This window comes from Pseudomonas sp. D3 (assembly GCF_029320995.1).
GTDB lineage: Bacteria > Pseudomonadota > Gammaproteobacteria > Pseudomonadales > Pseudomonadaceae > Aquipseudomonas > Aquipseudomonas paraveronii.
Window position 1 is genome coordinate 13,193 of the sequence record NZ_CP119772.1, and the last position, 25,430, is coordinate 38,622.

Genomic DNA, 25,430 nt, shown 5'->3' on the forward strand with positions numbered 1-25,430 from the left:
CGGGAAATAGCCGTCATATGTCGACAAACGCCCTGATGTGGAAGCAGCGCCCTTGATGACTCGACGGCTTTTAGCGTTTTTCCTGGTGGGCGCCCTGGCCCTGGGCGGCTGCGCTACGGTCGATGTGCCGCGCATCCCCAGCGACGCCCTGCCGGCGGCGCAATCGTCGTTCGGTCGCTCGATCCAGGCCCAGGCCGCGCCGCATCAGGGCCGCTCCGGCTTTCGCTTGCTGCCCAACAGCAGCGAGGCGTTCATGGCCCGCGCCGAACTGATCCGCAACGCCCAGACCAGCCTCGACCTGCAGTACTACATCGTCCACGACGGCATCAGCACTCGCCTGCTCGTGGATGAACTGCTCAAGGCCGCCGACCGTGGCGTGCGCGTGCGCATCCTGCTGGACGACACCACCAGCGACGGCCTCGATCAGGTCATCGCCACCCTCGCCGCCCACCCCAACATCCAGATTCGCCTATTCAACCCGTTGCACCTGGGGCGCAGCACCGGCGTGACGCGGGCCATGGGGCGCCTGCTCAACCTGTCGCGGCAACATCGACGCATGCACAACAAGCTGTGGCTGGCGGACAACAGCGCGGCCATCGTCGGCGGGCGTAACCTGGGCGACGAATATTTCGACGCCGAACCGAACCTGAATTTCACCGATATCGACATGCTCAGCGTGGGCCCGGTGGCCGAGCAACTGGGCCACAGTTTCGACCAGTACTGGAACAGCGCACTGAGCAAACCCATCGATGAGTTCGTCTCTAACCTGCCGTCCAAAGGTGACTTGAGCAAAGGACGCTTGCGCCTGGAAGAGTCACTGGCCCAATCGCGCCAACAGAACCACGCGCTCTACAACCGTCTACGCATCTACAAGACCGAACCGCGCCTGGACATCTGGCGCAGCGAGCTGATCTGGGCCTGGAACCAGGCACTGTGGGACGCACCGAGCAAGGTAATCGCCAAGGCTGATCCGGACCCACGGCTGCTGCTGACCACCCAACTGGCGCCGGAGTTGGCAGGCGTCGACCATGAACTGGTGATGATCTCGGCGTATTTCGTGCCGGGGCAGCCGGGCCTGGTGTACCTGACCGGGCGCGCAGACGCGGGCGTCTCGGTAAGCCTGCTGACCAACTCCCTCGAAGCCACCGACGTTCCGGCCGTACACGGCGGCTACGCACCCTATCGCAAGGCGCTGCTGGAGCACGGCGTGAAACTCTATGAGTTGCGCCGCCAACCGGGTGCGCCCGGCACAGGCAGCGGGCCACACCTGTTTCGTCGCGGCACCTTCCTCGGTTCGGACTCCAGCCTGCACAGCAAGGCGATGATTTTTGATCGGCAGAAAGCGTTTATCGGCTCGTTCAACTTCGACCCGCGCTCGGTGCTGTGGAACACCGAAGTCGGCGTGCTGGTGGACAGCCCCGAGCTGGCCGAGCACGTGCGCAACCTGGCGCTGCAAGGCATGGCGCCAGCATTGAGCTACGAAGCAAAACTACAGGATGGCCAGGTGGTGTGGACGACCGAGGATAACGGGCAACTGCACACCCTGACCCGCGAGCCCGGCAGTTGGTGGCGCCGTTTCAATGCCTGGTTCGCCACCTCCGTCGGCCTGGAACGCATGCTCTAAGACCAAATCAGGTGCTAGGCCGATTGCACGACGCCAAACGCGCCCTGGCGCAACAACAGCACCACCAGCCCAAGCGCTCCCGCCGCCATCAGCCACGGCAACGCCTGCCCGCTGACCCACTGACTGCCCGCACCGGCGACCAAAGGCCCGATCAGGCAACCGATGCCCCAGAGTTGCGCCACGTGGGCATTGGCGCGCACCAGCGCATCGTCGCGGTAACGCTCGCCAATCAGGATCAACGACAACGTAAACAACCCGCCCGCACTGGCGCCGAACAGCACCCACACCGGCCAGATCAACGGCGTGTGCAGCAACAACGGAATCGCCAGGCTCGACGCCAGCAACACGAGGGCGCAACTCAAGAACAGCGTGCGGCGCGGTAGGTAGTCGGCCAGTGCGCCGATGGGCAACTGCAGCAACGCGTCGCCCACCACCACTGTACTGACCATCGCCAGGGCGACCTCGGCCGTGAAGCCCTGTTGCAGGCAATACACCGGCAGCAGCGTCAGAATCATCGCCTCGAACGCAGCGAACAACGCCACCGCCCAGGCAATCGCCGGCAGGCTCCGGCAAAAGCGCCACAGCTCGGCAAACGTCACGCTGAAGGAGTCGGCGGTCGGCGCCCCGGAACGCCCCAGCAACAGCAACGGCGCCAGCGTCAACAGGCCTACGCCCACCCAGAACCCATAATCATGGTCGGTGCCCAGCAGGCCCAACAACAACGGCCCCGACAACTGGCTCAACGCATAGGTGCAGCCATACAGCGCCACCAGCCGGCCACGCCATTGCTCCACCACCAACTGGTTGATCCAGCTTTCGCCCAGGATAAACACGATGGTCAGGATCACCCCGATCATCAGCCGCAGCACCAGCCACACCGGGTAGCTCGGCAGAATCGCCAGCAGGCCGATGGACACCGCCCCCGCCCACAGGCACAAGCGCATCAGGTGGGCGGTGCCCAGCCAGGACGCCAGCCGGCTGGAGACCTTCGCCCCCAACAGCACGCCGAAGGCCGGCATCGCAGCCATCACCCCGATGGCGAAGCTGCCGTAGCCCCAGCCTTCCAGGCGCAGGGATACCAACGGCATGCTGACGCCCAACGCCAGGCCGACGCTGAGCACCGAGGCCAGGACGGCGAAATAAGTCGCCCAACGCATTTCCACGCTCCTGTGGATAACTATTTTCAGGGTTGTAAACGAACTGTAGGAGCGAGCGTGCTCGCGAAGAACTCAAAGACACCGCGTTCAACCAGACAGCACGCGTTATCGTTGGCGTTTTTCGCGAGCAAGCTCGCTCCTACAGGGACCTGCGGTGTTGCTTAGAGCTTGATCCAGGTCGCCTTCAGCTCGGTGTACTTGTCGAACGCATGCAGCGACTTGTCGCGACCGTTACCCGACTGCTTGAAGCCGCCAAACGGCGCGGTCATGTCACCGCCGTCGTACTGGTTGACCCACACACTACCGGCGCGCAAGGCTTTGGCGGTGAGGTGCGCCTTGGAGAGATCCGCCGTCCACACCGCTGCGGCCAGGCCGTATTGGGTGTCGTTGGCGATGGCGATGGCTTCTTCGGCGCTGTCGAAGGTGAGCACCGAGAGGACCGGGCCGAAGATTTCTTCCCGGGCAATCTTCATGGCGTTGGTCACGCCGTCGAAAATCGTCGGTTCGACGTAGGTGCCGCCGGTCTCTTCAAGGATGCGCTTGCCACCGGCCACCAATTTGGCGCCGTCGGCGTGGCCGGCTTCGATGTAGGACAGCACGGTGTTCATCTGTTGAGTGTCCACCAGCGCGCCGACGTTCGTGGCCGGGTCCAGCGGGTTGCCTGGCTTCCAGCCCTTCAGCGCAGCGATCACCAGCGGTAGGAATTTATCCTTGATGGAACGCTCCACCAGCAGGCGCGAACCGGCGGTGCAAACTTCACCCTGGTTGAAGGCAATGGCACCGGCGGCGGATTCGGCGGCGGCTTGCAGGTCCGGGGCGTCGGCGAACACGATGTTCGGGCTCTTGCCGCCCGCCTCCAGCCATACCCGCTTCATGTTCGACTCACCGGAGCGGATCAACAACTGTTTGGCGATTTTGGTGGAACCGGTGAACACCAGGGTGTCGACATCCATGTGCAGCGCCAGCGCGTTACCCACGGTGTGGCCATAACCCGGCAGCACGTTGAACACGCCTTTTGGAATACCGGCCTCAACGGCCAGGGCCGCGATGCGGATGGCAGTCAGCGGGGATTTTTCGGACGGCTTGAGGATCACGGAGTTACCGGTGGACAGCGCCGGCCCGAGTTTCCAGCACGCCATCATCAGCGGGAAGTTCCACGGCACGATGGCGCCGACCACACCGATCGGCTCACGGGTCACCAGACCCAACTGATCGTGAGGGGTGGCGGCAACCTCATCGTAAATCTTGTCGATTGCCTCGCCGCTCCAGCTCAGGGCATTCGCCGCGCCGGGTACGTCGATGTTCAGGGCATCGCTGATCGGTTTGCCCATGTCCAGGGTTTCCAACAGCGCCAGCTCTTCGGCATTGGCCTTGAGCAACGCGGCGAAACGGATCATGGTGGCCTTGCGCTTGGCCGGCGCCAGGCGCGACCAGACACCGGAATTGAAAGTGGCGCGGGCATTTTCCACGGCGCGCTGGGCGTCGGCGACGTCACAACTGGCAACGCTGGTCAGCAGGCGGCCATCGACCGGGCTGATGCATTCAAACGTGTCGCCGGAAACCGCAGCGGTGTACTCGCCATTGATATAGGCGCGACCTTCGATCTTCAGGTCCTTGGCGCGTTGTTCCCAGTCGGCACGGGTCAGGGTGGTCATGCGAGTGTCCTCCTCTTATTGAATACAAGGGCCAGGCGATGTGCCCCGGCAGCCTCAAAGAATGCTTGCCTCGCCAGCCATTTTTTCGGCTAAAGGCGGCTACCACCCTAAACCAGCGGCTGGGGATGTATCAATATATTTGACATAACGCCGGTAAACGCCCTTGCGATGTTCATTTTAATAAACATAGACTTTGGGTTCCCCAACCGCAGGCCAGACGGGACACGCACATGAGCATCCAGGACATCATCGACTTCAGCCAAGCCAAAACCGCCGCCGATCGCTATCGCCCTGCTGCCGAGAAAATCCTCAAGGGCGATCCCGAGCAGACGATCTACAACCACTACAACAGCCCGTGCGGCCAGATGAGCGCCGGGGTCTGGGAAGGCGAGGTCGGGCAGTGGAAGGTCAACTACACCGAGCATGAGTACTGCGAGATTGTGCAGGGGGTTTCCGTATTGCGCGATGCCGAGGGCAACGCCAAGACCTTGCGGGCCGGCGACCGCTTCGTGATCCCGGCCGGCTTCAGCGGCACCTGGGAAGTGCTGGAGCCCTGCCGCAAGATCTACGTGGTGTTCGAACAGAAAGCCTGATCAGCAAATCCCACGCAAAAAAAAGCCCGCATCGTGAGATACGGGCTTTTTTTCACAAGGAAGAAAATCAATTACTTGATTTTGCCTTCTTTGTAGATCACGTGCTTGCGAACGCGCGGGTCGAACATTTTCTTTTCGAGCTTGTCCGGGGTAGTACGCTTGTTCTTGTCGGTAGTGTAGAAGTGACCAGTACCGGCGCTAGAGATCATTCGAATCAATTCACGCATGATAGAGCTCCTTAGATCTTGCCAGCGGCACGGATTTCGGCCAGCACGACAGTGATGCCACGCTTGTCGATGATGCGCATGCCTTTGGCAGATACACGCAGGCGAACAAAACGTTTCTCTTCTTCAACCCAGAAGCGGTGATGCTGCAGGTTCGGCAGGAAACGACGACGGGTTTTGTTATTTGCGTGGGAAATGTTATTCCCAGTCACCGGACCCTTACCGGTAACTTGACAGACTCTCGACATGCCTCAGCCCTCTAAAACCACATGCCCAACCCGGCATGGGTTGGCCGCTTAATCTCTCAGTCATTTGGCGCCAGGCGCCGCGTTTCTTTAGGGTCTTACCGGCTACACCTACAAGCGAAGGAACCGGGCCCCTAGAAAAGAGCGCTGCTTTATACCAGAAAGACCCAAGTGCAACAACAGCCCGTGTGTTTTTAACGGCGTAAATCTCGGCGACAGATGCCCGAACCGTTGCCAGGAGGGGCCGCTGCAACAGCCGACCGCTCGTCGCACAGAATGATTTACAACGCCCGCCGGCACCAAAAAGTACACGGCGAAACGCGCTGAGGCGCCATCAAAACAGCATTTGAGGCAAAAGCACAGGCAAAAATGGACTAGTCATTTATCGATCAGACCACTACGGTAGGACTTTTCCAGACTGCACTCGCAGATGGGCCTTCGATCTGCACAGGAAACCGAACATGCGCCTCGCTGCCCTAGCGCTTTTGCTAGCCCCTCTATTTATCGCGTCGCAGGCCTTGGCGGCGACCAATCTGAGCGTTTGTACCGAGGCCAGTCCTGAAGGGTTCGACGTGGTGCAGTACAACTCGCTGACCACCACCAACGCCTCGGCCGACGTGCTGATGAACAGCTTGGTGGACTATGACGCGGCCAGCGGCAAACTGGTGCCAAGCCTGGCGGACAGTTGGGAAGTGTCGCCGGACGGCCTGACCTACACCTTCCAATTGCACCCCAACGTAAAATTCCACCGCACCGACTATTTCACCCCGAGCCGCACCCTGACCGCCGAAGATGTACGCTTCAGCTTCGAGCGCATGCTCGACCCGGCCAACCCGTGGCACAAGATCGCCCAGAGCGGTTTCCCCCACGCTCAGTCGCTGCAGTTGCCGGCACTGATCAAGAAGATCGACGCCCTTGACCCGCTGACCGTGCGCTTCACCCTCGATCACGCCGACTCGACTTTCCTCGCCGCGCTGAGCATGGGTTTTGCCTCGATCTACCCGGCCGAATACGCCGACAAGCTGCTCAAGGCCGGCACCCCGGAGAAGCTCAACAGCCAGCCCATCGGCACGGGCCCGTTCATTTTCACGCGGTTCCAGAAAGATGCCGTGGTGCGCTACAAAGCCAACCCGGACTACTTCGCCGGCAAACCGGCTGTGGATAACTTGATCTTCGCCATCACCCCGGATGCGAACGTGCGCCTGCAGAAACTGCACCGCGACGAATGCCAGATCGCACTGTCACCCAAACCGCTGGATGTGGGCGAAGCCGAGAAAGACCCTGCACTCAAAGTGGAAAAAACCGCAGCATTCATGACCGCATTCGTCGCGATCAACAGCCAGCACCCGCCGCTGGACAAGCCTGAGGTGCGCCAGGCGATCAACCTGGCCTTCGACAAGGGCAGCTATCTCAAAGCCGTGTTCGAAGGCACCGCCGAAGCCGCCAACGGCCCCTACCCGCCCAACACCTGGAGCTATGCCAAGGATTTGCCGGGTTATCCACAGGACATCGCCAAAGCCAAGCTGCTGCTGGAGCGCGCCGGGCTCAAGGACGGCTTCAAGACCACAATCTGGACACGCCCCACCGGCAGCCTGCTGAACCCCACCCCAAACCTCGGCGCGCAACTGCTGCAGGCGGACCTGGCCAAGGTCGGCATCCAGGCTGAGATCCGCGTGATCGAATGGGGCGAGCTGATTCGCCGCGCCAAGGCCGGCGAACACGACCTGCTGTTCATGGGCTGGGCCGGTGACAACGGCGACCCGGATAACTTCCTTACGCCGCAGTTCTCCTGCGCGGCGCTGAAATCCGGCACCAACTTCGCGCGCTATTGCGACCCGGCCCTGGACAAGCTCATCAGCGCCGGCAAGACCACCAGCGAGCAAGGGGTGCGCAGCAAGCTGTATCAACAGGCCCAGGCGCAGATCCAGCAACAGGCTCTGTGGCTGCCGCTGGCGCACCCGACGGCGTTCGCCCTGGCTCGCAAGAATGTCGAGGGATACCAGGTGAGCCCGTTTGGGCGGCAGGATTTCTCCAAGGTCAGCGTCAAGCCCTGAGCGACAAGCTGCAAGCCCTCTTGAGGTTTGCAGCTGCTCCGCCCCTACATCCACCCGTATTCCGCCATCGACAATGGATCACCATCCCCCACGATGATGTGATCCAGCACCCGTACATCCACCACTTCCAAGGCTTTTTGCAGAATCTTGGTCAATTTTCGATCAGCCGCACTCGGCTCCACGCTCCCCGAAGGATGGTTGTGGCACAGGATCAACGCCGCCGCGTTGTAAGCCAGGGCGCGCTTGACCACTTGCCGGGGGTAAACCACGGTGGCATCGATGGTGCCCTGGAACAACGCCTCGAAACCCAGTACCCGATGCTTTGAATCGAGAAACAGGCAGCCGAAAATCTCGTGAGGCTCGTGGCGCAACAGCGCCTTGAGGTAGTCACGCACAGCGACCGGGCTCTCCAGCACTGAGTCACCGCGCAACTGTTCGGCCAGGTGGCGCCGGGACATCTCCAGCACCGCCTGCAGTTGGGCAAACTTTGCCGGCCCCAGCCCCAACTGCTGGCTGAACAGCACCTGACTGGCCTCCAGCAACGGGCGCAGTCCACCGAACTGCGCGAGAAGATGGCGGGCCAGGTCCACTGCGCTTCGCCCGGTTACCCCGGTGCGCAGGAAGATTGCCAACAGTTCGGCGTCGGACAAACTCGCCGCGCCCCACTCCAACAGTTTCTCTCGTGGCCGCTCTGCTGCCGGCCAATCACGAATACTCATCCCACCTCCCTGTGCATGTGCGCCGCTGTTGCCTGGCGGACGCTGTGTTATCGTAGCCGCTCTTTTTTGCATGCGATTTCACCTGGGGAGGGGGCGTCGCAGGCGTCACTGAACTGGCTTCACTGAACTGGAAAGGCAAACCAATGCAGCGTCTGTATCGGAAACGCATCGTTCTCGGCGTCGGCGGCGGCATTGCCGCCTACAAGAGCGCAGAACTGGTTCGCAGGCTTCTCGACCAGGGCGCCGAAGTGCGCGTGGTCATGACCCGCGGCGGTAGTGAGTTCATCACCCCGCTGACCATGCAGGCCTTGTCCGGCCACCCGGTTCACCTGGACCTGCTGGACCCGGCCGCCGAAGCCGCCATGGGCCATATCGAACTGGCCAAATGGGCCGATCTGGTACTGATCGCCCCGGCCACCGCCGACCTGATCGCCCGCCTGGCGCAAGGCATCGCCGATGACCTGCTGACCACCCTGGTCCTGGCCACCGACGCCACCGTCGCTATCGCCCCGGCCATGAACCAGGCCATGTGGCGCGACCCGGCCACCCAAGCCAACACTCAACTCCTGCAAAGCCGTGGCCTCAAGGTGTTCGGCCCGGCCTCCGGCAGCCAGGCCTGCGGTGACGTCGGCATGGGCCGCATGCTCGAAGCCACCGACCTGGCGCTGTGCGCCGCCGAGTGCTTCCAGCACCTGGCCATGACCGGCAAGCACGTGTTGATCACCGCCGGCCCGACCCAGGAAAATATCGACCCGGTGCGCTACATCACCAACCATAGCTCAGGAAAAATGGGCTTTGCCCTGGCTGAAGCCGCGGTCGAGGCAGGCGCGCGCGTGACGCTCATCACCGGCCCGGTGCATTTGCCGACCCCCGATCGCGTCACGCGAATCGACGTGGTCAGCGCCCGGGACATGTTGGCGGCCTGCGAGGCGGCCATCCCCTGCGACCTGTTTATCGCTTCGGCAGCGGTTGCGGATTACCGCCCGGAAGTCGTCGCACCGCACAAACTCAAGAAAGACCCTACCAGCGGCGACGGCCTGCTCCTGCAAATGGTGCGCAACCCGGACATCCTGGCCACGATCGCCAGCCGCCCGGACCGCCCGTTCAGCGTCGGCTTCGCCGCCGAGACCGAGCACTTGCTGGATTACGCCGCTCGCAAATTGAAAGACAAAAATCTCGACCTGATCGTTGCCAATGATGTCGCCAACCCGAGCATCGGCTTCAACAGCGAGGAAAACGCCTGCAGCGTGATCGACCGCGACCTGCACGCCACCCTTTTCGCCCAGACCAGCAAGGGCAAGATTGCCCGTCAACTGATCTCTTTTATCGCCCAACGGCTGAACCAGGTTTAATTTACATGCACGCTTTGCAAGCCAAGATCCTCGACCCCCGCATCGGCACCGACTTCCCACTGCCGGCCTATGCCACACCTGGCTCCGCCGGCCTCGACCTGCGCGCCATGCTCAAGCAAGACACCGTCCTTGAGCCGGGCCAGACCCTGCTGATTCCAACCGGCCTGTCGATCTACGTCGGCGACCCGGGCCTGGCGGCGCTGATCCTGCCACGCTCCGGCCTCGGCCATAAGCACGGCATCGTGCTGGGTAACCTGGTCGGCCTGATCGACTCGGACTACCAGGGCGAATTGATGGTGTCGTGTTGGAACCGTGGCCAGACCGCCTTCAACATCGTCGTCGGCGAGCGCATTGCGCAGCTGGTGCTGGTGCCGGTGGTGCAGGCGCACTTCGAACTGGTACAGGAATTCGACGCAACCCAGCGCGGCGCAGGCGGCTTTGGGCATTCCGGCAGTCTCTGACCACACTGAACCGGGGCGGACGCCACTGTCCGGCCCGGCTCGACGCCACCGCATGGCCTTTCAGGATGAAGAATGCGCGGACCTGACGAACGATATTTCTTCATTAAAATCAAAGCACTACCAGAACATAAGCGCGGAGCGGATGCTCCGATGGCCTTTTTGCACCACGAACTCTGCACCGAAAACGCCGTCATACCCTTCAGTTTAAGCCTGCCGGTCAGCCGCATTAAGGCCAGCCTTGCCTCTCTCAGATGGAGTTTCCCCCCGCGATGAGTACCGCCGCCCGAGTAGCACCGACCTTTCCCGACAGCATCTTCCGCGCCTATGACATCCGTGGCGTGGTGCCCAAGACCCTGACCGCCGAAACCGCTTACTGGATTGGCCGCGCCATCGGCGCCCAAAGCCTGGCCCAGGATGAGCCAAACGTTTCGGTTGGCCGTGACGGCCGCCTGTCCGGCCCCGAGTTGGTGGAACAATTGATCCAGGGCCTGGCCGACAGCGGTTGCCATGTCAGCGATGTCGGCCTGGTGCCGACCCCGGCGCTGTACTACGCCGCCAACGTGCTGGCCGGCAAATCCGGGGTGATGCTCACCGGCAGCCACAACCCTTCGGACTACAACGGGTTCAAGATCGTCATCGCCGGCGACACCCTGGCCAACGAACAGATCCAGGCCCTGCACACACGCCTGAAAACCAACGACCTGACCAGCGGCAAAGGCAGCATCACCAAGGTCGACATTCTTCAGCGCTACTCCGACGAAATCACCAGTGACGTCAAACTCGCACGTCGCCTCAAAGTGGTGGTGGACTGCGGCAACGGCGCGGCCGGCGTGATCGCCCCGCAACTGCTCGAAGCCCTGAACTGCGAAGTCGTGCCGTTGTTCTGCGACGTCGACGGCAACTTCCCCAACCACCACCCGGACCCGGGCAAGCCTGAAAACCTGGTGGACCTGATCGCCAAGGTCAAGGAAACCGGGGCCGACGTAGGCCTGGCCTTCGACGGCGACGGCGACCGCGTGGGCGTGGTGACCAACACCGGCGAAAACGTATTCGCCGACCGCCTGCTGATGCTGTTTGCTCGTGATGTGGTGGCGCGCAACCCGAATGCCGAAATCATCTTCGACGTGAAATGCACCCGTCGCCTGACGCCACTGATCAAGGAGTACGGCGGTCGCCCGCTAATGTGGAAGACCGGTCATTCGTTGATCAAAAAGAAAATGAAGGAAACCGGCGCGCTGCTGGCCGGCGAAATGAGCGGCCACGTGTTTTTCAAAGAGCGTTGGTTCGGGTTTGACGACGGCATTTACAGCGCCGCTCGTCTGCTGGAGATCCTCAGCAAGGAAAAATCCACGGCGCAGGAGCTGTTTCAGACCTTCCCGAACGATATTTCTACGCCAGAGATCAATATCCATGTGACCGAAGAGAGCAAATTCAGCATCATTGACGCATTGCACGATGCGCAATGGGGCGAAGGCGCCAACCTGACCTCCATTGATGGTGTGCGAGTCGATTACGCCAAAGGCTGGGGCCTGGTTCGCGCGTCCAACACCACACCGGTGCTGGTGCTGCGTTTCGAGGCGGATACCGAGGCTGAGTTGCAGCGCATCAAGGACGTGTTCCACGCCCAGTTGAAACGTGTTGCCCCTGATCTCCAATTACCGTTCTGATTTTTTTGCACCGGAGCCCTGAATGACCCTCGAACGCGAAGCCGCTGCCAACACCGCCAAGGTCCTGTCCGAAGCGCTGCCCTACATTCGACGCTACGTCGGCAAGACGCTGGTGATCAAATACGGCGGCAATGCCATGGAAAGCGACGAGCTGAAAACCGGCTTTGCCCGCGACATCGTGTTGATGAAAGCCGTGGGGATCAACCCGGTGGTGGTCCACGGCGGCGGCCCGCAGATCGGCGATCTGCTCAAGCGTTTGTCGATCGAAAGTCACTTCATCGATGGCATGCGTGTGACTGACGCGCAGACCATGGACGTGGTGGAGATGGTCCTCGGCGGCCAGGTGAACAAAGACATCGTCAACCTGATCAACCGCCACGGCGGCAGCGCGATTGGCCTGACCGGCAAGGACGCGGAGCTGATCCGCGCGAAAAAACTGACCGTGACCCGTCAGACGCCGGAAATGACCCAGCCGGAAATCATCGACATCGGCCAGGTAGGCGAAGTGATCGGCATCAACACCGACTTGCTGAACCTGCTGGTCAAAGGTGATTTCATCCCGGTTATCGCACCGATCGGCGTGGGCGCTAACGGTGAGTCCTACAACATCAACGCCGACCTGGTAGCCGGCAAAGTGGCCGAAGCGCTGAAGGCTGAAAAGCTGATGCTGCTGACCAACATTGCGGGCTTGATGGACAAGCAAGGCAAGGTGCTGACCGGCCTGACCACCCAACAAGTGGACGAGTTGATCGCCGATGGCACCATCTACGGCGGCATGCTGCCGAAGATCCGTTGTGCGCTGGAAGCGGTACAGGGCGGCGTTGGCAGCTCACTGATCCTTGATGGTCGCGTACCGAATGCGATCCTGCTGGAAATCTTCACCGACACCGGTGTGGGCACGCTGATCAGTAATCGCAAGCGTCCTTAAGCGCTGAAAACCAAAAGGCCCCGCTCAATCTGATTGAGCGGGGCCTTTTTATGTGGGAGGGGGTTCGGTGTCAGACGCCGAACTGCTCGCGGTACGCCCGCACCGCCGGCAAATGCTGCTTGAGTTGCGGATCGTCTTCGAGGAACTGCAACACCTGGTTCAACGACACGATGCTCACCACCGGGATGCCGAAATCACGTTCCACTTCCTGGATCGCCGATAACTCACCATTGCCGCGCTCCTGGCGGTTCAAGGCGATCAGCACGCCTGCAGCCTTGGCACCCTCCTGGGACGCGATGATCTGCATCACTTCACGGATGGCGGTGCCTGCAGTGATCACGTCGTCGATGATCAGCACGTCGCCAGTCAGCGGCGCGCCCACCAGGCTACCGCCTTCGCCATGGGCCTTGGCTTCCTTGCGGTTGAAGCACCACGGCAGATCGCGCCCATGGTGTTCAGCCAACGCCACGGCCGTCGCAGCGGCCAGTGGGATGCCCTTGTAGGCCGGACCGAACAGAACGTCAAAGGAAATGCCGCTTTCAACGATGGCTGCCGCGTAGAAACGCCCCAACTGCGCCAGGGCCGAACCCGAGTTGAACAAGCCTGCATTGAAGAAATACGGGCTGGTGCGCCCGGACTTGAGGGTGAACTCACCGAAGCGCAAAACACCGCGATCGATGGCAAAACGAATGAAATCGCGTTGATACGCCTGCATGAAAAAAACCTCAGATACCACGGCTTTAGCTAATTAGGTAGACGGCGTGTATCATACACGCACGCGATTTTTGGGGCCATTTATGCGGATCATCAGTGTGAACGTTAATGGTATTCAGGCTGCAGTCGAGCGTGGTTTGCTCAGTTGGCTGCAAGCCCAGAATGCCGACGTCATCTGCCTGCAGGACACCCGCGCCTCCGCCTTTGAACTGGACGATCCAGCCTTCCAACTGGATGGCTACTTCCTTTATGCCTGCGATGCCGAAGTGCCCACCCAAGGTGGCGTGGCTTTGTACTCGCGGTTGCAACCCAAGGCGGTCATCAGCGGCCTCGGCTTCGAGACAGCCGACCGCTACGGGCGCTACCTGCAAGCCGATTTCGACAAGGTCAGCATCGCGACCTTGCTGCTTCCTTCGGGGCAGAACGGCGATGAAGACTTGAACCAGAAGTTCAAGCTAATGGACGACTTCGCCCGCTATCTGGATAAACAGCGACGCAAACGTCGCGAGTACATTTATTGTGGCTCGCTGTACGTGGCGCAACAGAAGCTGGATATCAAGAACTGGCGCGACAGCCAGCAATCGCCGGGCTTCCTGGCGCCGGAACGGGCCTGGATGGACGAGATTGTCGGCAACATGGGCTATGTCGACGCCCTGCGCGAAGTCAGCCGTGAAGGCGACCAGTACAGCTGGTGGCCGGATAACGAACAGGCCGAGATGCTCAACCTGGGCTGGCGTTTCGACTACCAGTTGCTGACCCCGGGCCTGCGCCGCTTTGTGCGCAGCGCACGCCTGCCGCGCCAGCCGCGCTTCTCGCAGCATGCGCCGCTGATCGTGGACTACGACTGGACACTGACCATCTGAGGTCTTTGTCCAGGTACAAAAAAACCGACATCGCTGTCGGTTTTTTTGTGCGCGCCTGCTTACTTGATCAGCCGCCAGGTCCACGGGTAGCGGTAGGCCGTGCCGTTGTTGGCCTTGATCCCGCCAATGATCGTCAGCACCAGCGCCGCGACCACTAGGATCAACATCAACAGAAAGCCGATCACCACGAACCCGAGCACCATGCAGACCAGCCAGGCGATGGCCACGGTGATCTGGAAGTTCAGGGCCTCCTTGCCCTGGTCATCGATCAGCGGGTCCATGTCCTTCTTGATCTGCCACAGGATCAACGGCCCCAATAGGCTGCCGAAAGGGAATACCAACCCCAGAAACGCCGCGAAGTGACACAACATCGCCCACTGGCGCACTTCCTTGGACGGTGCCGGAACAGGCAATTGGCTGTCACTCATGGCGTTTCTCCTTGAAGCTGGCTCAGTCGGCCAGCGCAGCGTTCTGCAGCTCGAAAATCTCGGTCATACCTTTCTGGGCCAGGGCCAGCATGGCATTCAGGTCAGCCGGCTGGAATGGCGCACCTTCGGCGGTACCCTGCACTTCGATGAAACCACCGGTGCTGGTCATCACCACGTTCAGGTCGGTCTCGGCGGCCGAGTCTTCCAGGTAGTCCAGGTCCAGCACAGGCTCGCCCTGGTACATGCCCACCGACACAGCGGCGATCATCTGCTTGAGCGGGTCGCCGCCCTTCAGGCCGCCACGCTTCTTGATCACTTTCAGCGCGTCGACGAGTGCAACCATGGCACCGGTGATGGAGGCAGTACGCGTGCCGCCGTCGGCCTGGATCACGTCGCAGTCGACGTACAGGGTCACGTCGCCCAGCTTGGACATGTCCAGGGCAGCGCGCAGCGAACGGCCGATCAGGCGCTGGATTTCCAGGGTGCGGCCGCCTTGCTTGCCACGGCTGGCTTCACGCTGGTTACGCTCGCCGGTGGCGCGCGGCAGCATGCCGTACTCGGCGGTCAACCAACCCTGGCCCTGGCCCTTGAGGAACCGCGGTACGCCGTTTTCGACGCTGACGGTGCAGATCACCTTGGTATCGCCAAACTCGACCAGTACAGATCCCTCGGCGTGTTTGGTGTAGTTGCGGGTGATGCGGATCGAGCGGAGCTGATCGGCAGCGCGACCACTTGGACGTTTCATAGGGGATACCTGTACGGAGGACGAAAAACTGCCGGGCATTATAGAGCCGCGAGCCGATTCGGGGCACATCTAAAAAATCCGGTTACGAATCGCCGACTTCCAGTGCTTTGTCAGTGCCAGGGTTTGGGGCCAATCGCCCCACTGCGCTACACTCCTGCGCCTTCGCAGCCTGTCGGCTTCAATTTACCCATCAGCCCGCTATTGCGGGACTGCAACGCGAGGTACCTCCATGGTGCACAGCATGACCGCCTTCGCCCGCGTCGAAAAAGCCGGCGCCCAAGGCACCCTGAGCTGGGAACTGCGCTCGGTCAACAGCCGCTACCTGGAGCCGCACCTGCGCCTGCCGGAATCGTTCCGCGACCTCGAAGGCGCGGTACGTGAGGCACTGCGCCAGGGCATTTCCCGCGGCAAGCTGGAATGCACACTGCGCTTTACCGAGGAAACCACCGGCAAACCGCTACAGGTCGACCGCGAGCGCGCCGCGCAACTGGTCGCCGCCGCCGAGACCATTGCAGGCCTGATCAAGCAGCCTGCCGCGCTGAACCCGCTGGAAGTGCTGGCCTGGCCCGGCGTGCTGGTGGCTGACGCCAGCGACCCGCAAGCCCTCAACGCCGAAGCCCTCACCCTGTTCACCCAGGGCTTGAAGGAACTCAAGGCCGGCCGCGAGCGCGAAGGCGCCGAACTGGCCCGACTGATCAACGAGCGCCTGACCTCGATTGAAGCCGACGTGGTCACCCTGCGCGAGTTGGTGCCGCAGATGCTCGCGACCCAGCGCCAGAAGGTCCTCGACCGCTTTGCCGATATGAAGGCCGACCTTGATCCGGTGCGCCTGGAGCAGGAAATGGTCCTGCTCGCGCAGAAGAGCGACGTCGCCGAAGAGCTCGACCGCCTGAGTACCCACATCCTTGAAGTACGCCGCGTGCTCAAGTCCGGCGGCGCCGCTGGTCGGCGCCTGGACTTCCTGATGCAAGAACTCAACCGCGAAGCCAATACACTGGGCTCCAAGGCGTTCGATCCGCGTAGCACCACGGCTGCGGTCAACCTCAAAGTGTTGATCGAGCAGATGCGCGAACAAGTACAGAATATTGAGTAAGGCAACCTCCATGACCCACAGCACCGGCACCCTTTACATCATTTCCGCCCCTTCGGGCGCGGGCAAGAGCAGCCTGGTCAAGGCCTTGACCGACGCTGAAGAACAGATCCGCATCTCGGTATCCCACACCACCCGCGCCATGCGCCCGGGCGAGGTGAACGGCGTCCACTATCACTTCGTCGAGCGCACCGAGTTCGTCAAGATGATCGAGCACGGCGCCTTCCTTGAGCGCGCCGAAGTGTTCGGCAACCTCTACGGTACGTCGCAAAGCCACCTGCAACAAACCCTGGATGAAGGTCACGACCTGATCCTGGAGATCGACTGGCAGGGCGCCGAACAAGTGCGCCAACTGATGCCCAAGGCGCGGTCGATCTTCATCCTGCCGCCGTCGCTCGAAGCCTTGCACCAGCGCCTGACCAACCGAGGCCAGGACAGCGACGCGATCATCGAAGGCCGCATGCGTGAAGCCGTCAGCGAAATGAGCCACTACGTCGACTACGACTACCTGATCATCAATGACGATTTTGCCCACGCACTCGACGACCTGAAGGCGATTTTCCGCGCCAATCAGCTCCAGCAAAAGCGCCAACAGCAGCGTTTCGGCAAATTACTGGCCGAACTGCTCGGTTGATTGGTTCTTCCCAAAACGGCTGCGAGGGCCTTACATTGGCACTTGTAGCGGTTTTCGAGGGCCGTGGAAAAATCAGCGCTTCCCTAAACGCTGGTGTTTTTTTAAACTGTTTAGTCCGCTCGCCCAACCGGGCAGCGCGCATTTTGCATTCGCTCCGAGGAATATCATGGCCCGCGTAACCGTTGAAGACTGCCTAGACCACGTGGCAAACCGCTTTGAGCTGGTCATGCTCTCTACCAAGCGTGCCCGTCAACTGGCCACTGGCGGCAAAGAGCCCCTGGTCCAGTGGGAAAACGACAAGCCTACCGTTGTCGCCCTGCGCGAAATCGCTGAAGGCCTGATGAGCTACGAGTTCATCGCCAACGCCGAAATCGTTGAAGACGAACCGCTGTTTGCCGCGTTCGAAGGCGAGTCCAACGAGGACGCCTAAGCCTATGCCTGGTCGACGTAGCACGGCGCGGAGTCAACGCACGCAGCAGGAGTTCATCCTTTGCCGAGCATAGACGCCCTCGCCGATCGCTTATCGACCTACCTCGGCCCAGACCAGGTCAACCTGGTCCGCCGAGCGTATTTCTACGCCGAACAAGCCCACGACGGCCAACGTCGCCGCAGCGGCGAGGCGTATGTCACCCATCCTCTTGCGGTGGCCAATATTCTGGCCGGCATGCACATGGACCATCAGAGCCTGATGGCCGCGATGCTGCATGACGTGATCGAAGACACCGGCATCGCCAAGGAAGCGCTCTGCGCGCAATTTGGCGACACCGTGGCCGAACTGGTCGATGGGGTCAGCAAACTGACCCAGATGAACTTCGAGACCAAGGCCGAAGCCCAGGCGGAAAACTTCCAGAAGATGGCGATGGCCATGGCCCGGGATATCCGGGTGATTCTGGTCAAGCTCGCCGACCGGCTGCACAACATGCGCACGCTGGAAGTGCTGTCCGGCGAAAAACGCCGGCGCATCGCCAAGGAAACCCTGGAAATCTACGCGCCCATCGCCAACCGGCTGGGCATGCACGCCATTCGTATCGAATTCGAAGACCTCGGCTTCAAGGCCATGTACCCGATGCGTTCGGCGCGCATCTACCAGGCGGTCAAGCGCGCGCGGGGCAACCGCAAGGAAATCGTCAACAAGATCGAAGAGTCCCTGAGCCATTGCCTGGCGATCGACGAGATCGAGGGCGAGGTCAGCGGGCGGCAGAAGCACATCTACGGCATCTACAAGAAGATGCGCGGCAAGCGCCGGGCCTTCAACGAGATCATGGACGTGTACGCGTTCCGGATCATCGTCGACAAGGTCGACACCTGCTACCGCGTACTGGGCGCTGTACATAATTTGTACAAACCCCTGCCGGGGCGCTTCAAGGACTACATTGCCATTCCCAAGGCCAACGGCTACCAGTCGCTGCATACCACGCTGTTCGGTATGCATGGGGTGCCGATCGAGATCCAGATCCGCACTCGGGAAATGGAAGAGATGGCCAATAACGGCATCGCCGCCCATTGGCTGTACAAATCCAGCGGCGACGAGCAGTCCAAAGGCACCCACGCCCGCGCCCGCCAGTGGGTCAAAGGCGTGCTGGAAATGCAGCAACGTGCGGGCAACTCCCTGGAATTCATCGAAAGCGTGAAGATCGACCTGTTCCCGGACGAGGTCTACGTGTTCACGCCCAAGGGCCGGATCATGGAGCTGCCAAAAGGCTCCACGGCGGTCGACTTTGCCTACGCCGTACACACCGATGTCGGCAACAGTTGCATCGCCTGCCGCATCAACCGGCGCCTGGCCCCGCTGTCGGAACCGCTGCAAAGCGGCTCCACCGTGGAGATCGTCAGCGCACCGGGCGCACGCCCGAACCCGGCGTGGCTCAACTTTGTGGTCACCGGCAAGGCGCGCACTCACATCCGTCACGCCTTGAAACTGCAGCGCCGTTCCGAGTCCATCAGCCTGGGCGAACGCTTGCTGAACAAGGTGCTCAACGGTTTCGACAGCGCCCTGGAGAAGATCCCTGGCGAACGCCTGCAAGCGATGCTCAACGAGTACCGCCAGGAAACCATCGAAGACCTGCTCGAAGACATCGGCCTGGGCAACCGCATGGCCTATGTGGTCGCCCGTCGCCTGCTCGGCGAAGGCGAGCAATTGCCAAGCCCGGAAGGTCCGCTGGCGATTCGCGGCACCGAGGGCCTGGTGCTCAGCTACGCCAAGTGCTGCACACCGATCCCGGGCGACCCGATTGTCGGTCACCTGTCTGCGGGCAAAGGCATGGTGGTTCACCTGGACAACTGCCGCAATATCAGCGAAATCCGCCACAACCCGGAAAAATGCATCCAGCTCTCGTGGGCCAAGGATGTCACCGGTGAATTCAACGTCGAGCTGCGGGTGGAACTGGAGCACCAACGCGGCCTGATCGCCCTGCTGGCCAGCAGCGTCAACGCGGCCGACGGCAATATCGAAAAAATCAGCATGGACGAGCGCGATGGTCGCATCAGCGTGGTCCAACTGGTGGTCAGCGTACACGACCGCGTACACCTGGCCCGCGTGATCAAGAAACTGCGCGCATTGACCGGCGTGATCCGCATCACCCGCATGCGTGCATAGCCCACCTCTTACAAGGAGTCATTCATGACCAAGACTGTTATCACCAGCGACAAAGCCCCAGCCGCCATCGGCACCTACTCCCAGGCGATCAAGGCGGGCAACACCGTCTACATGTCCGGCCAGATCCCGCTGGACCCAAAGACCATGGAACTGGTTGAAGGCTTCGAAGCACAAACCGTACAGGTCTTCGAAAACCTCAAGTCGGTCGCCGAAGCTGCCGGTGGTTCGTTCAAGGACATCGTCAAGCTGAACATCTTCCTCACTGACCTTAGCCACTTCGCCAAGGTCAACGAGATCATGGGCAAGTACTTCGAACAGCCTTACCCAGCCCGCGCCGCCATCGGCGTTGCTGCCCTGCCAAAGGGCGCACAGGTTGAGATGGACGCGATTCTGGTCATCGAGTAAAACACCCGGCGTAGCCTCCACAGGCTGCGCCGACTTCGTTTTAAAAGGATTTCATGATGCGCAAAGCGCTAGTAGCCTCTTCGTTGCTCGCCCTGTTGCTCGGCGGCTGTGCCAGCAACCCCGCCGACCTGGATGTGAGCGGCACCTGGATCAACCAGGTTGCCATCGACGCGGCAGCCAAGGGCGGCCCTTTGCGTGAAGCACTGCAGAGCTTTGGTCCGAACCTCGAATGGGACGTCAACACCAAGGCTATGCAGGCCCGCTACTACAACGGTTTTGAAGTAGCGGAAGGCAAGTTGCTCAGTGAGAAGCCTGGCGCCTGGAGCGTCGACTTCTACGGCAGCGCCGCCACTGAACTCAAGCGCAAAGGCAGGCAACTGCTGCAAGTGGCCAACGACAACGAGCCCGAACAGCTGTTCGCCCGCGCCAAGGAACCCGCACCGGAAGGCGCGCCACTGGGCGCCAACTTCGAGCGCGCGCTGTACGCAGCTTATATGGGCGGCGACTGGAAAATAGCCAGCGGCAATGGCGAAGGCGCCATCGTGCAGTTCCAAGCCGACGGCCAAGTCGCCGGCCTGCCGGGCGCCGATCGATATTCGTTGTGCCTGGCGGGTGATTGCGCCTCCATGAGCGGCGGCTACGACAGCATGTGGCTGCAACAGCACGGCGTGGGCAATCCGTGGATCTTTGTACGCAAGGGCAAGCAACTGGAAATCTTCCAGGCGATCAACACCGCGCATGCTGATGAAGTGCCACAGTTCACGCCAGGCCCTCGCCAATGGATGCTTGAAAAACAATAACCGCCATCACACAGATATGAATGTGGGAGGGGCGGTGCGACGATTCGACTTGCCCCCGATGGCGGCGGTGACAGTCACAGATGCATTGACTGAACCCCTGCTATCGGGGCAAGTCGAATCGTCGCACCGCCCCTCCCACATTTTCTGATCGCGTTTCAGCCCTTCAAGATAGCCGCATACCCTTCACGATAACTCGGATACGTCGGCACCCAGCCCAACGCCTTCGCCCGGGCGTTGCTGCATTGCTTGCTACCGGCACGACGCACACTGGCGTCCTCGGACCACTGCGTCACACCCAGGTAATCGCGCAACCAGGCCACCACCTCGGCCAGCGGCGCCGGTGCGTCATCCACACCGATATAGATCTGATCCAACGAACCGCCCTGCTCCACATGCCGCAACAAAAACGCCAGCAGGCCCGCCGCATCATCGGCGTGAATCCGGTTGCCATATAAGGGCGGATCGATCGCCACGCGATAACCCTGGCGCACCTGAGTCAGCAGCCACTCACGGCCCGGCCCATAGATCCCCGTCAACCGCACGATGCTCGCCGGAATGCCACTGTTCAGCGCCACTTGCTCGGCCTCCAGCATCACCTGCCCGGAATAGCCTTTTGCCAGGGTCTCAGACGTTTCGTCGACCCATTCGCCCTGCTGCTGCCCATACACACTGCTGCTGGACACAAATAGCAGATGCTTGGGCTCCTGGCCGTAATCCGTCAACCACTCCAACACGTGCTGCAACCCTTGCACATACGCGGCGCGATAACCGGCTTCGTCGTGATCCGTCGCCGCCGCGCAATACACCAGGTAATCCACCCCGCCGATCGGCCAGGTGTCAGGGCAGTCCTTATTGAACAGGTCACCGGCAATGCCGATCACGCCGTCGGGCAGGCGCGAAATATCGCGCCGCAGGCCATGAACCTCCCATTCCGAGGCGAGTAATTGGCTGGCCAGCCGACTCCCCACATCGCCACAACCGGCAATCACAACAGAAGGCGCAGACATCACAAAACTCCGTACTGAAAGGTCTAGATTAGCCGTCACAAGAGACCAGCGGCCAGAAAAAGGGCAAATAAAATTACTGCATTGCTTCTGTTAACAAGAATTACTTGCAATAATAACCACCCATTTGTCCTCGACCTCACAGGGTCTGGAAGGACGATCACTCATTTTTTTCTCTCAGGTCCGGCCAGCATGACACGTCATACAAACCCCGCTTCGCCAACCAGGCTTCACAGTCCGTCTCGCGCCTGGCGCGCGATTGCTGCGTTGCTGTTCAGCGTACTGCTGGCACCGACCGCCGCATTCGCTGATGCCACCGCACCGGCTGCTGCTCCCGCCGAACAAGCACCCCCCGCGAACGTCGCGCAAACACCGGTGCCAAGAAACGCTGACGGCACTGTCGACATCTCCAAGCTGCCGCCAGAACTCAAGACCGCTGTTGAGGGCCTCAATGCGCTGGCCGAAGAGGCGCAAGCCGAACAGAACAACACCCTCGGCATGGCCCACGACCTGTCGCCGTGGGGCATGTACCAAAACGCTGACGTGGTGGTGAAAGCCGTGATGATCGGCCTGGCCATCGCCTCGATCATCACCTGGACCATCTGGATCGCCAAAGGCTTCGAGTTGTTGGGCGCCAAGCGCCGCCTGCGCGGCGAAATCGTCCACCTGAAAAAGGCCACCACCCTCAAGGAAGCGAGCGAGAGCGCGACCAAGAAGGGCACCCTGGCCAATACGCTGGTACACGACGCGCTGGAAGAAATGCGCCTGTCGGCCAACACCCGCGAAAAAGAAGGCATCAAGGAGCGCGTGGCGTTCCGTCTGGAGCGCCTGGTGGCAGCCTGCGGTCGTAACATGAGCAGCGGCACCGGCGTGCTGGCGACCATCGGCTCCACCGCGCCGTTCGTCGGCCTGTTCGGCACCGTGTGGGGCATCATGAACAGCTTCATCGGCATCGCCAAAACCCAGACCACCAACCTCGCCGTTGTCGCTCCCGGCATCGCCGAAGCCCTGCTGGCGACCGCCCTGGGCCTGGTTGCCGCGATTCCTGCGGTGGTGATCTACAACGTCTTCGCCCGTTCGATTGCCGGCTACAAGGCCCAGGTATCGGACGCGTCGGCAGAAGTCTTGCTGCTGGTCAGCCGCGACCTCGATCACCTGCCTACCGAGCGCAGCTCGCAACCGCACATGGTGAAAGTGGGGTAATCGGCCATGGGCCTGCATTTGAATCAAGGCGACGACGAACTCGTCGAGAACCACGAAATCAACGTCACGCCATTTATCGACGTGATGCTGGTGCTGCTGATCATCTTCATGGTGGCGGCACCGTTAGCCACCGTGGATATCAAGGTCGACCTGCCCGCGTCCAGCGCCAAGCCTGCGCCGCGCCCGGAGAAACCGATTTTCCTCAGCGTCAAGGCGGACCAGCGCCTGTTCCTGGGCGAAGAAGAAGTCAAAACCGAAACCCTGGGGCCGGTGCTCGACGCCAAGACCCACGGCAAGAAAGACACGACGATCTTCTTCCAGGCCGATAAGGGCGTGGACTACGGCGACCTGATGAGCGTGATGGATGCCCTGCGGGCAGCCGGCTACCTCAAGGTCGGCCTGGTCGGACTTGAGACGGCAGCCAAGAAATGATCACGACGCGCCACAAACTGACGCGTTATGGCACCAGCCTGGCCGTCGTGCTGGGCGTGCATGCCATCGCGATCGCCATCGCGCTCCACTGGTCAGCGCCGCGCACGGTCCAACTGCCACCGGCGGCCATGGTCATTGACCTGGCGCCGATGCCCGCACCGCCGCCACCGGCACCGCCCAAGGTCGTCACGCCGCCGCAGCCGCCGGCCCCGGTGGAAGAGCTGCCGCTGCCGAAACTGACCGAGGCGCCCAAGCCGACGATCCAGGTGCCCAAGCCGGTCAAACCCAAGCCCAAACCACAGCCGCCCAAGCCGGTGGAGAAGAAGCCCGAACCGCCCAAGGAGAAACCTTCCGAAGCGCCACCGAGCGACACGCCGCCGACCAACACGCCGGCGGAAAAATCGGCCCAGCCCGCGCCGGGCCCGTCGCCGCAACAGGTCGCCGCCAAAGCCTCCTGGGAAGGCGCCCTGCTGGCGCACCTGCAGAAGTACAAAAAGTACCCGCAAAGCGCTCTGAACAGTGGCAAGGAAGGCATGAATCGCTTGCGCTTCGTGGTCGATGCACAAGGCAATGTGCTGTCCTACGAGTTGGTGGGCCGCTCCGGCAACGCCAACCTGGACCGCGCCACCCTGGACATGATCCGCAGCGCCCAGCCATTGCCCAAGCCACCGGCCGACATGGTAAAAAGCGGCAGCATTGAGATCGTCGCGCCGTTCGTTTACAACATCGAGAAGCGTCGCCGCTAAAGGCACGCGCAGGGCTGTGTGAGAGGGGGCTTGCTCCCTCCCACATTGGGTCTTATCGTTTCAGCAAAATCTCGCACATTCCCCGCTCAATCCCAGTCAAAGTTCTGATAACGTGCGTCTATCGATTGCAGCCGGTATGCTTGGCTCGCAACCTCATGGACGCCCGCTATGACTCTTACAGAATTACGCTACATCGTGACCCTCGCCCAAGAACAACACTTCGGCCACGCGGCCGAGCGTTGCCACGTCAGCCAGCCGACGCTGTCGGTGGGTGTGAAAAAACTTGAAGACGAACTCGGTGTGCTGATTTTCGAGCGCAGCAAAAGCGCCGTGCGCCTGACGCCGGTCGGTGAAGGCATCGTAGCCCAGGCCCAAAAGGTTCTGGAGCAGGCCCAAAGCATTCGTGAACTGGCCCAGGCCGGCAAAAACCAGCTGACCGCGCCACTGAAAGTCGGCGCCATCTACACCGTCGGCCCGTACCTGTTCCCGCACCTGATTCCGCAACTGCACCGCGTCGCGCCGCAGATGCCGCTGTATATCGAAGAGAACTTCACCCACGTGCTGCGCGACAAACTGCGCAACGGCGAGCTGGACGCAATCATCATTGCGCTGCCGTTCAACGAGGCCGACGTGCTGACCCTGCCGCTCTACGACGAGCCGTTCTACGTACTGATGCCGGCCTCGCACCCGTGGACGCAGAAAGACACCATCGACGCCGGCCTGCTCAACGACAAGAGCCTGCTGCTGCTCGGTGAAGGCCACTGCTTCCGCGACCAGGTGCTGGAAGCCTGCCCGACCCTGACCAAGGGCCACGACGGCGCCAAACACACCACCGTGGAATCCAGCTCCCTGGAAACCATTCGCCACATGGTCGCCTCCGGCCTGGGCATCTCGATCCTGCCGCTGTCGGCGGTGGACAGCCATCACTACGCCCCAGGCGTGATCGCAGTACGCCCACTCACGCCACCGGTGCCGTTCCGTACCGTGGCGATCGCCTGGCGCGCCAGCTTCCCACGACCCAAAGCCATTGAGATCCTTGCCGACTCGATCCGCCTGTGTTCGGTGGCCAAGCCGCCTGCTGCGAGCTAAGC

Annotated in this window: 26 protein-coding genes and 1 pseudogene; 18 read left to right on the forward strand and 9 right to left on the reverse strand. The window is 61.5% G+C overall.

All coding sequences use genetic code 11. From position 1 onward, the window contains the following. The first annotated feature begins 55 nt into the window (after window positions 1–55). The gene (locus P3S72_RS00070) at window positions 56–1,624 is read left to right on the forward strand and encodes a phospholipase D family protein (RefSeq protein WP_276195446.1); all 1,569 of its coding nucleotides are present in this window, start codon (window positions 56–58) and stop codon (window positions 1,622–1,624) included. Window positions 1,625–1,638: 14 nt separating this feature from the next. Here the strand turns inward: P3S72_RS00070 and P3S72_RS00075 are convergent, their stop codons facing one another. Both P3S72_RS00075 and P3S72_RS00080 read right to left on the reverse strand, forming a co-directional pair. Continuing rightward, window positions 1,639–2,781: an MFS transporter gene (locus P3S72_RS00075; protein ID WP_247398325.1), complete on the reverse strand. Its 1,143-nt coding sequence runs from the start codon at window positions 2,779–2,781 to the stop codon at window positions 1,639–1,641. A 161-nt stretch (window positions 2,782–2,942) separates the two neighbouring features. Beyond that, window positions 2,943–4,436: an aldehyde dehydrogenase gene (locus P3S72_RS00080; RefSeq protein ID WP_247398328.1), complete on the reverse strand. Its 1,494-nt coding sequence runs from the start codon at window positions 4,434–4,436 to the stop codon at window positions 2,943–2,945. A gap of 230 nt (window positions 4,437–4,666) precedes the next feature. Between P3S72_RS00080 and P3S72_RS00085 the strand changes: the two genes are divergently transcribed. Next, window positions 4,667–5,029: a cupin domain-containing protein gene (locus P3S72_RS00085; protein ID WP_247398331.1), complete on the forward strand. Its 363-nt coding sequence runs from the start codon at window positions 4,667–4,669 to the stop codon at window positions 5,027–5,029. A gap of 71 nt (window positions 5,030–5,100) precedes the next feature. Here P3S72_RS00085 and rpmG read toward each other — a convergent pair whose 3' ends face one another. Beyond that, window positions 5,101–5,256 (reverse strand): 50S ribosomal protein L33, encoded by a 156-nt coding sequence (gene rpmG / locus P3S72_RS00090; RefSeq protein ID WP_003176906.1) that lies wholly within the window; start codon window positions 5,254–5,256, stop codon window positions 5,101–5,103. Window positions 5,257–5,267: 11 nt separating this feature from the next. After that, on the reverse strand, window positions 5,268–5,501 hold the full coding sequence (rpmB, locus tag P3S72_RS00095; RefSeq protein ID WP_003176907.1) for a 50S ribosomal protein L28: 234 nt from the start codon (window positions 5,499–5,501) through the stop codon (window positions 5,268–5,270). A gap of 458 nt (window positions 5,502–5,959) precedes the next feature. Between rpmB and P3S72_RS00100 the strand changes: the two genes are divergently transcribed. Continuing rightward, window positions 5,960–7,552, forward strand: a complete 1,593-nt coding sequence (locus P3S72_RS00100; RefSeq protein WP_276195447.1) for an ABC transporter substrate-binding protein — start codon at window positions 5,960–5,962, stop codon at window positions 7,550–7,552. 44 nt (window positions 7,553–7,596) lie between these two features. Here the strand turns inward: P3S72_RS00100 and radC are convergent, their stop codons facing one another. Then, the gene (gene radC / locus P3S72_RS00105) at window positions 7,597–8,271 is read right to left on the reverse strand and encodes a DNA repair protein RadC (protein WP_247398338.1); all 675 of its coding nucleotides are present in this window, start codon (window positions 8,269–8,271) and stop codon (window positions 7,597–7,599) included. Window positions 8,272–8,414: 143 nt separating this feature from the next. Here radC and coaBC point away from each other — a divergent pair, with 143 nt between their 5' ends. The 4 genes and pseudogenes from coaBC to argB all read left to right on the forward strand — a co-directional run bounded on the left by coaBC (window position 8,415) and on the right by argB (window position 12,679). After that, window positions 8,415–9,623: a bifunctional phosphopantothenoylcysteine decarboxylase/phosphopantothenate--cysteine ligase CoaBC gene (coaBC, locus tag P3S72_RS00110; RefSeq protein WP_276195448.1), complete on the forward strand. Its 1,209-nt coding sequence runs from the start codon at window positions 8,415–8,417 to the stop codon at window positions 9,621–9,623. Between the two features lie 5 nt (window positions 9,624–9,628). Beyond that, the gene (gene dut, locus P3S72_RS00115) at window positions 9,629–10,084 is read left to right on the forward strand and encodes a dUTP diphosphatase (protein ID WP_276195449.1); all 456 of its coding nucleotides are present in this window, start codon (window positions 9,629–9,631) and stop codon (window positions 10,082–10,084) included. A gap of 251 nt (window positions 10,085–10,335) precedes the next feature. Then, window positions 10,336–11,751: pseudogene (locus P3S72_RS00120) on the forward strand (phosphomannomutase/phosphoglucomutase); the annotation flags it as partial. 22 nt (window positions 11,752–11,773) lie between these two features. Further along, window positions 11,774–12,679: an acetylglutamate kinase gene (gene argB, locus P3S72_RS00125; protein ID WP_017846055.1), complete on the forward strand. Its 906-nt coding sequence runs from the start codon at window positions 11,774–11,776 to the stop codon at window positions 12,677–12,679. Window positions 12,680–12,749: 70 nt separating this feature from the next. On the opposite strand, the gene pyrE is transcribed toward argB, so the two are convergent. Continuing rightward, the gene (gene pyrE, locus P3S72_RS00130) at window positions 12,750–13,394 is read right to left on the reverse strand and encodes an orotate phosphoribosyltransferase (protein WP_017526814.1); all 645 of its coding nucleotides are present in this window, start codon (window positions 13,392–13,394) and stop codon (window positions 12,750–12,752) included. 82 nt (window positions 13,395–13,476) lie between these two features. Between pyrE and P3S72_RS00135 the strand changes: the two genes are divergently transcribed. After that, complete coding sequence (locus P3S72_RS00135; RefSeq protein WP_003195493.1) at window positions 13,477–14,256, forward strand: exodeoxyribonuclease III; 780 nt, start codon at window positions 13,477–13,479, stop codon at window positions 14,254–14,256. 59 nt (window positions 14,257–14,315) lie between these two features. On the opposite strand, the gene P3S72_RS00140 is transcribed toward P3S72_RS00135, so the two are convergent. Both P3S72_RS00140 and rph read right to left on the reverse strand, forming a co-directional pair. Beyond that, window positions 14,316–14,684 carry a DUF4870 domain-containing protein gene (locus P3S72_RS00140; RefSeq protein WP_017846057.1) on the reverse strand — a complete coding sequence of 123 codons (369 nt, stop codon included), beginning with the start codon at window positions 14,682–14,684 and terminating at the stop codon, window positions 14,316–14,318. A 22-nt stretch (window positions 14,685–14,706) separates the two neighbouring features. Further along, the gene (rph, locus tag P3S72_RS00145; RefSeq protein ID WP_003213280.1) at window positions 14,707–15,429 is read right to left on the reverse strand and encodes a ribonuclease PH; all 723 of its coding nucleotides are present in this window, start codon (window positions 15,427–15,429) and stop codon (window positions 14,707–14,709) included. Between the two features lie 229 nt (window positions 15,430–15,658). Here rph and P3S72_RS00150 point away from each other — a divergent pair, with 229 nt between their 5' ends. The 6 genes from P3S72_RS00150 (at window position 15,659) to P3S72_RS00175 (ending at window position 20,954) form a co-directional block, all read left to right on the forward strand. Beyond that, the gene (locus tag P3S72_RS00150; protein WP_276195450.1) at window positions 15,659–16,522 is read left to right on the forward strand and encodes a YicC/YloC family endoribonuclease; all 864 of its coding nucleotides are present in this window, start codon (window positions 15,659–15,661) and stop codon (window positions 16,520–16,522) included. A gap of 10 nt (window positions 16,523–16,532) precedes the next feature. Continuing rightward, window positions 16,533–17,153, forward strand: a complete 621-nt coding sequence (gene gmk, locus P3S72_RS00155) for a guanylate kinase (RefSeq protein ID WP_276195451.1) — start codon at window positions 16,533–16,535, stop codon at window positions 17,151–17,153. A gap of 166 nt (window positions 17,154–17,319) precedes the next feature. Next, entirely contained in the window at window positions 17,320–17,583 is a 264-nt protein-coding gene (gene rpoZ, locus P3S72_RS00160; protein ID WP_247398362.1) for a DNA-directed RNA polymerase subunit omega, read from the forward strand. 60 nt (window positions 17,584–17,643) lie between these two features. Beyond that, a complete protein-coding gene (gene spoT, locus P3S72_RS00165; RefSeq protein ID WP_276195452.1) occupies window positions 17,644–19,749 on the forward strand; it encodes a bifunctional GTP diphosphokinase/guanosine-3',5'-bis pyrophosphate 3'-pyrophosphohydrolase in 2,106 nt (701 codons plus the stop codon). 24 nt (window positions 19,750–19,773) lie between these two features. Continuing rightward, a complete protein-coding gene (locus P3S72_RS00170; protein ID WP_003176922.1) occupies window positions 19,774–20,154 on the forward strand; it encodes a RidA family protein in 381 nt (126 codons plus the stop codon). 56 nt (window positions 20,155–20,210) lie between these two features. Beyond that, window positions 20,211–20,954: a hypothetical protein gene (locus P3S72_RS00175; protein WP_276195453.1), complete on the forward strand. Its 744-nt coding sequence runs from the start codon at window positions 20,211–20,213 to the stop codon at window positions 20,952–20,954. Window positions 20,955–21,109: 155 nt separating this feature from the next. Here the strand turns inward: P3S72_RS00175 and P3S72_RS00180 are convergent, their stop codons facing one another. Next, window positions 21,110–21,961 (reverse strand): SDR family oxidoreductase, encoded by an 852-nt coding sequence (locus tag P3S72_RS00180; protein WP_276195454.1) that lies wholly within the window; start codon window positions 21,959–21,961, stop codon window positions 21,110–21,112. 189 nt (window positions 21,962–22,150) lie between these two features. Here P3S72_RS00180 and exbB point away from each other — a divergent pair, with 189 nt between their 5' ends. The 4 genes from exbB to P3S72_RS00200 all read left to right on the forward strand — a co-directional run bounded on the left by exbB (window position 22,151) and on the right by P3S72_RS00200 (window position 25,428). Further along, a complete protein-coding gene (gene exbB / locus P3S72_RS00185; protein WP_276195455.1) occupies window positions 22,151–23,161 on the forward strand; it encodes a tonB-system energizer ExbB in 1,011 nt (336 codons plus the stop codon). A 6-nt stretch (window positions 23,162–23,167) separates the two neighbouring features. Further along, complete coding sequence (gene exbD, locus P3S72_RS00190) at window positions 23,168–23,593, forward strand: TonB system transport protein ExbD (RefSeq protein ID WP_247408689.1); 426 nt, start codon at window positions 23,168–23,170, stop codon at window positions 23,591–23,593. Then, on the forward strand, window positions 23,590–24,339 hold the full coding sequence (locus P3S72_RS00195; RefSeq protein ID WP_276195456.1) for an energy transducer TonB: 750 nt from the start codon (window positions 23,590–23,592) through the stop codon (window positions 24,337–24,339). Before exbD ends, P3S72_RS00195 begins: the two co-directional genes overlap by 4 nt. Before the next feature lie 168 nt (window positions 24,340–24,507). Beyond that, window positions 24,508–25,428 (forward strand): hydrogen peroxide-inducible genes activator, encoded by a 921-nt coding sequence (locus tag P3S72_RS00200; RefSeq protein WP_247406180.1) that lies wholly within the window; start codon window positions 24,508–24,510, stop codon window positions 25,426–25,428. Window positions 25,429–25,430: the final 2 nt, after the last annotated feature.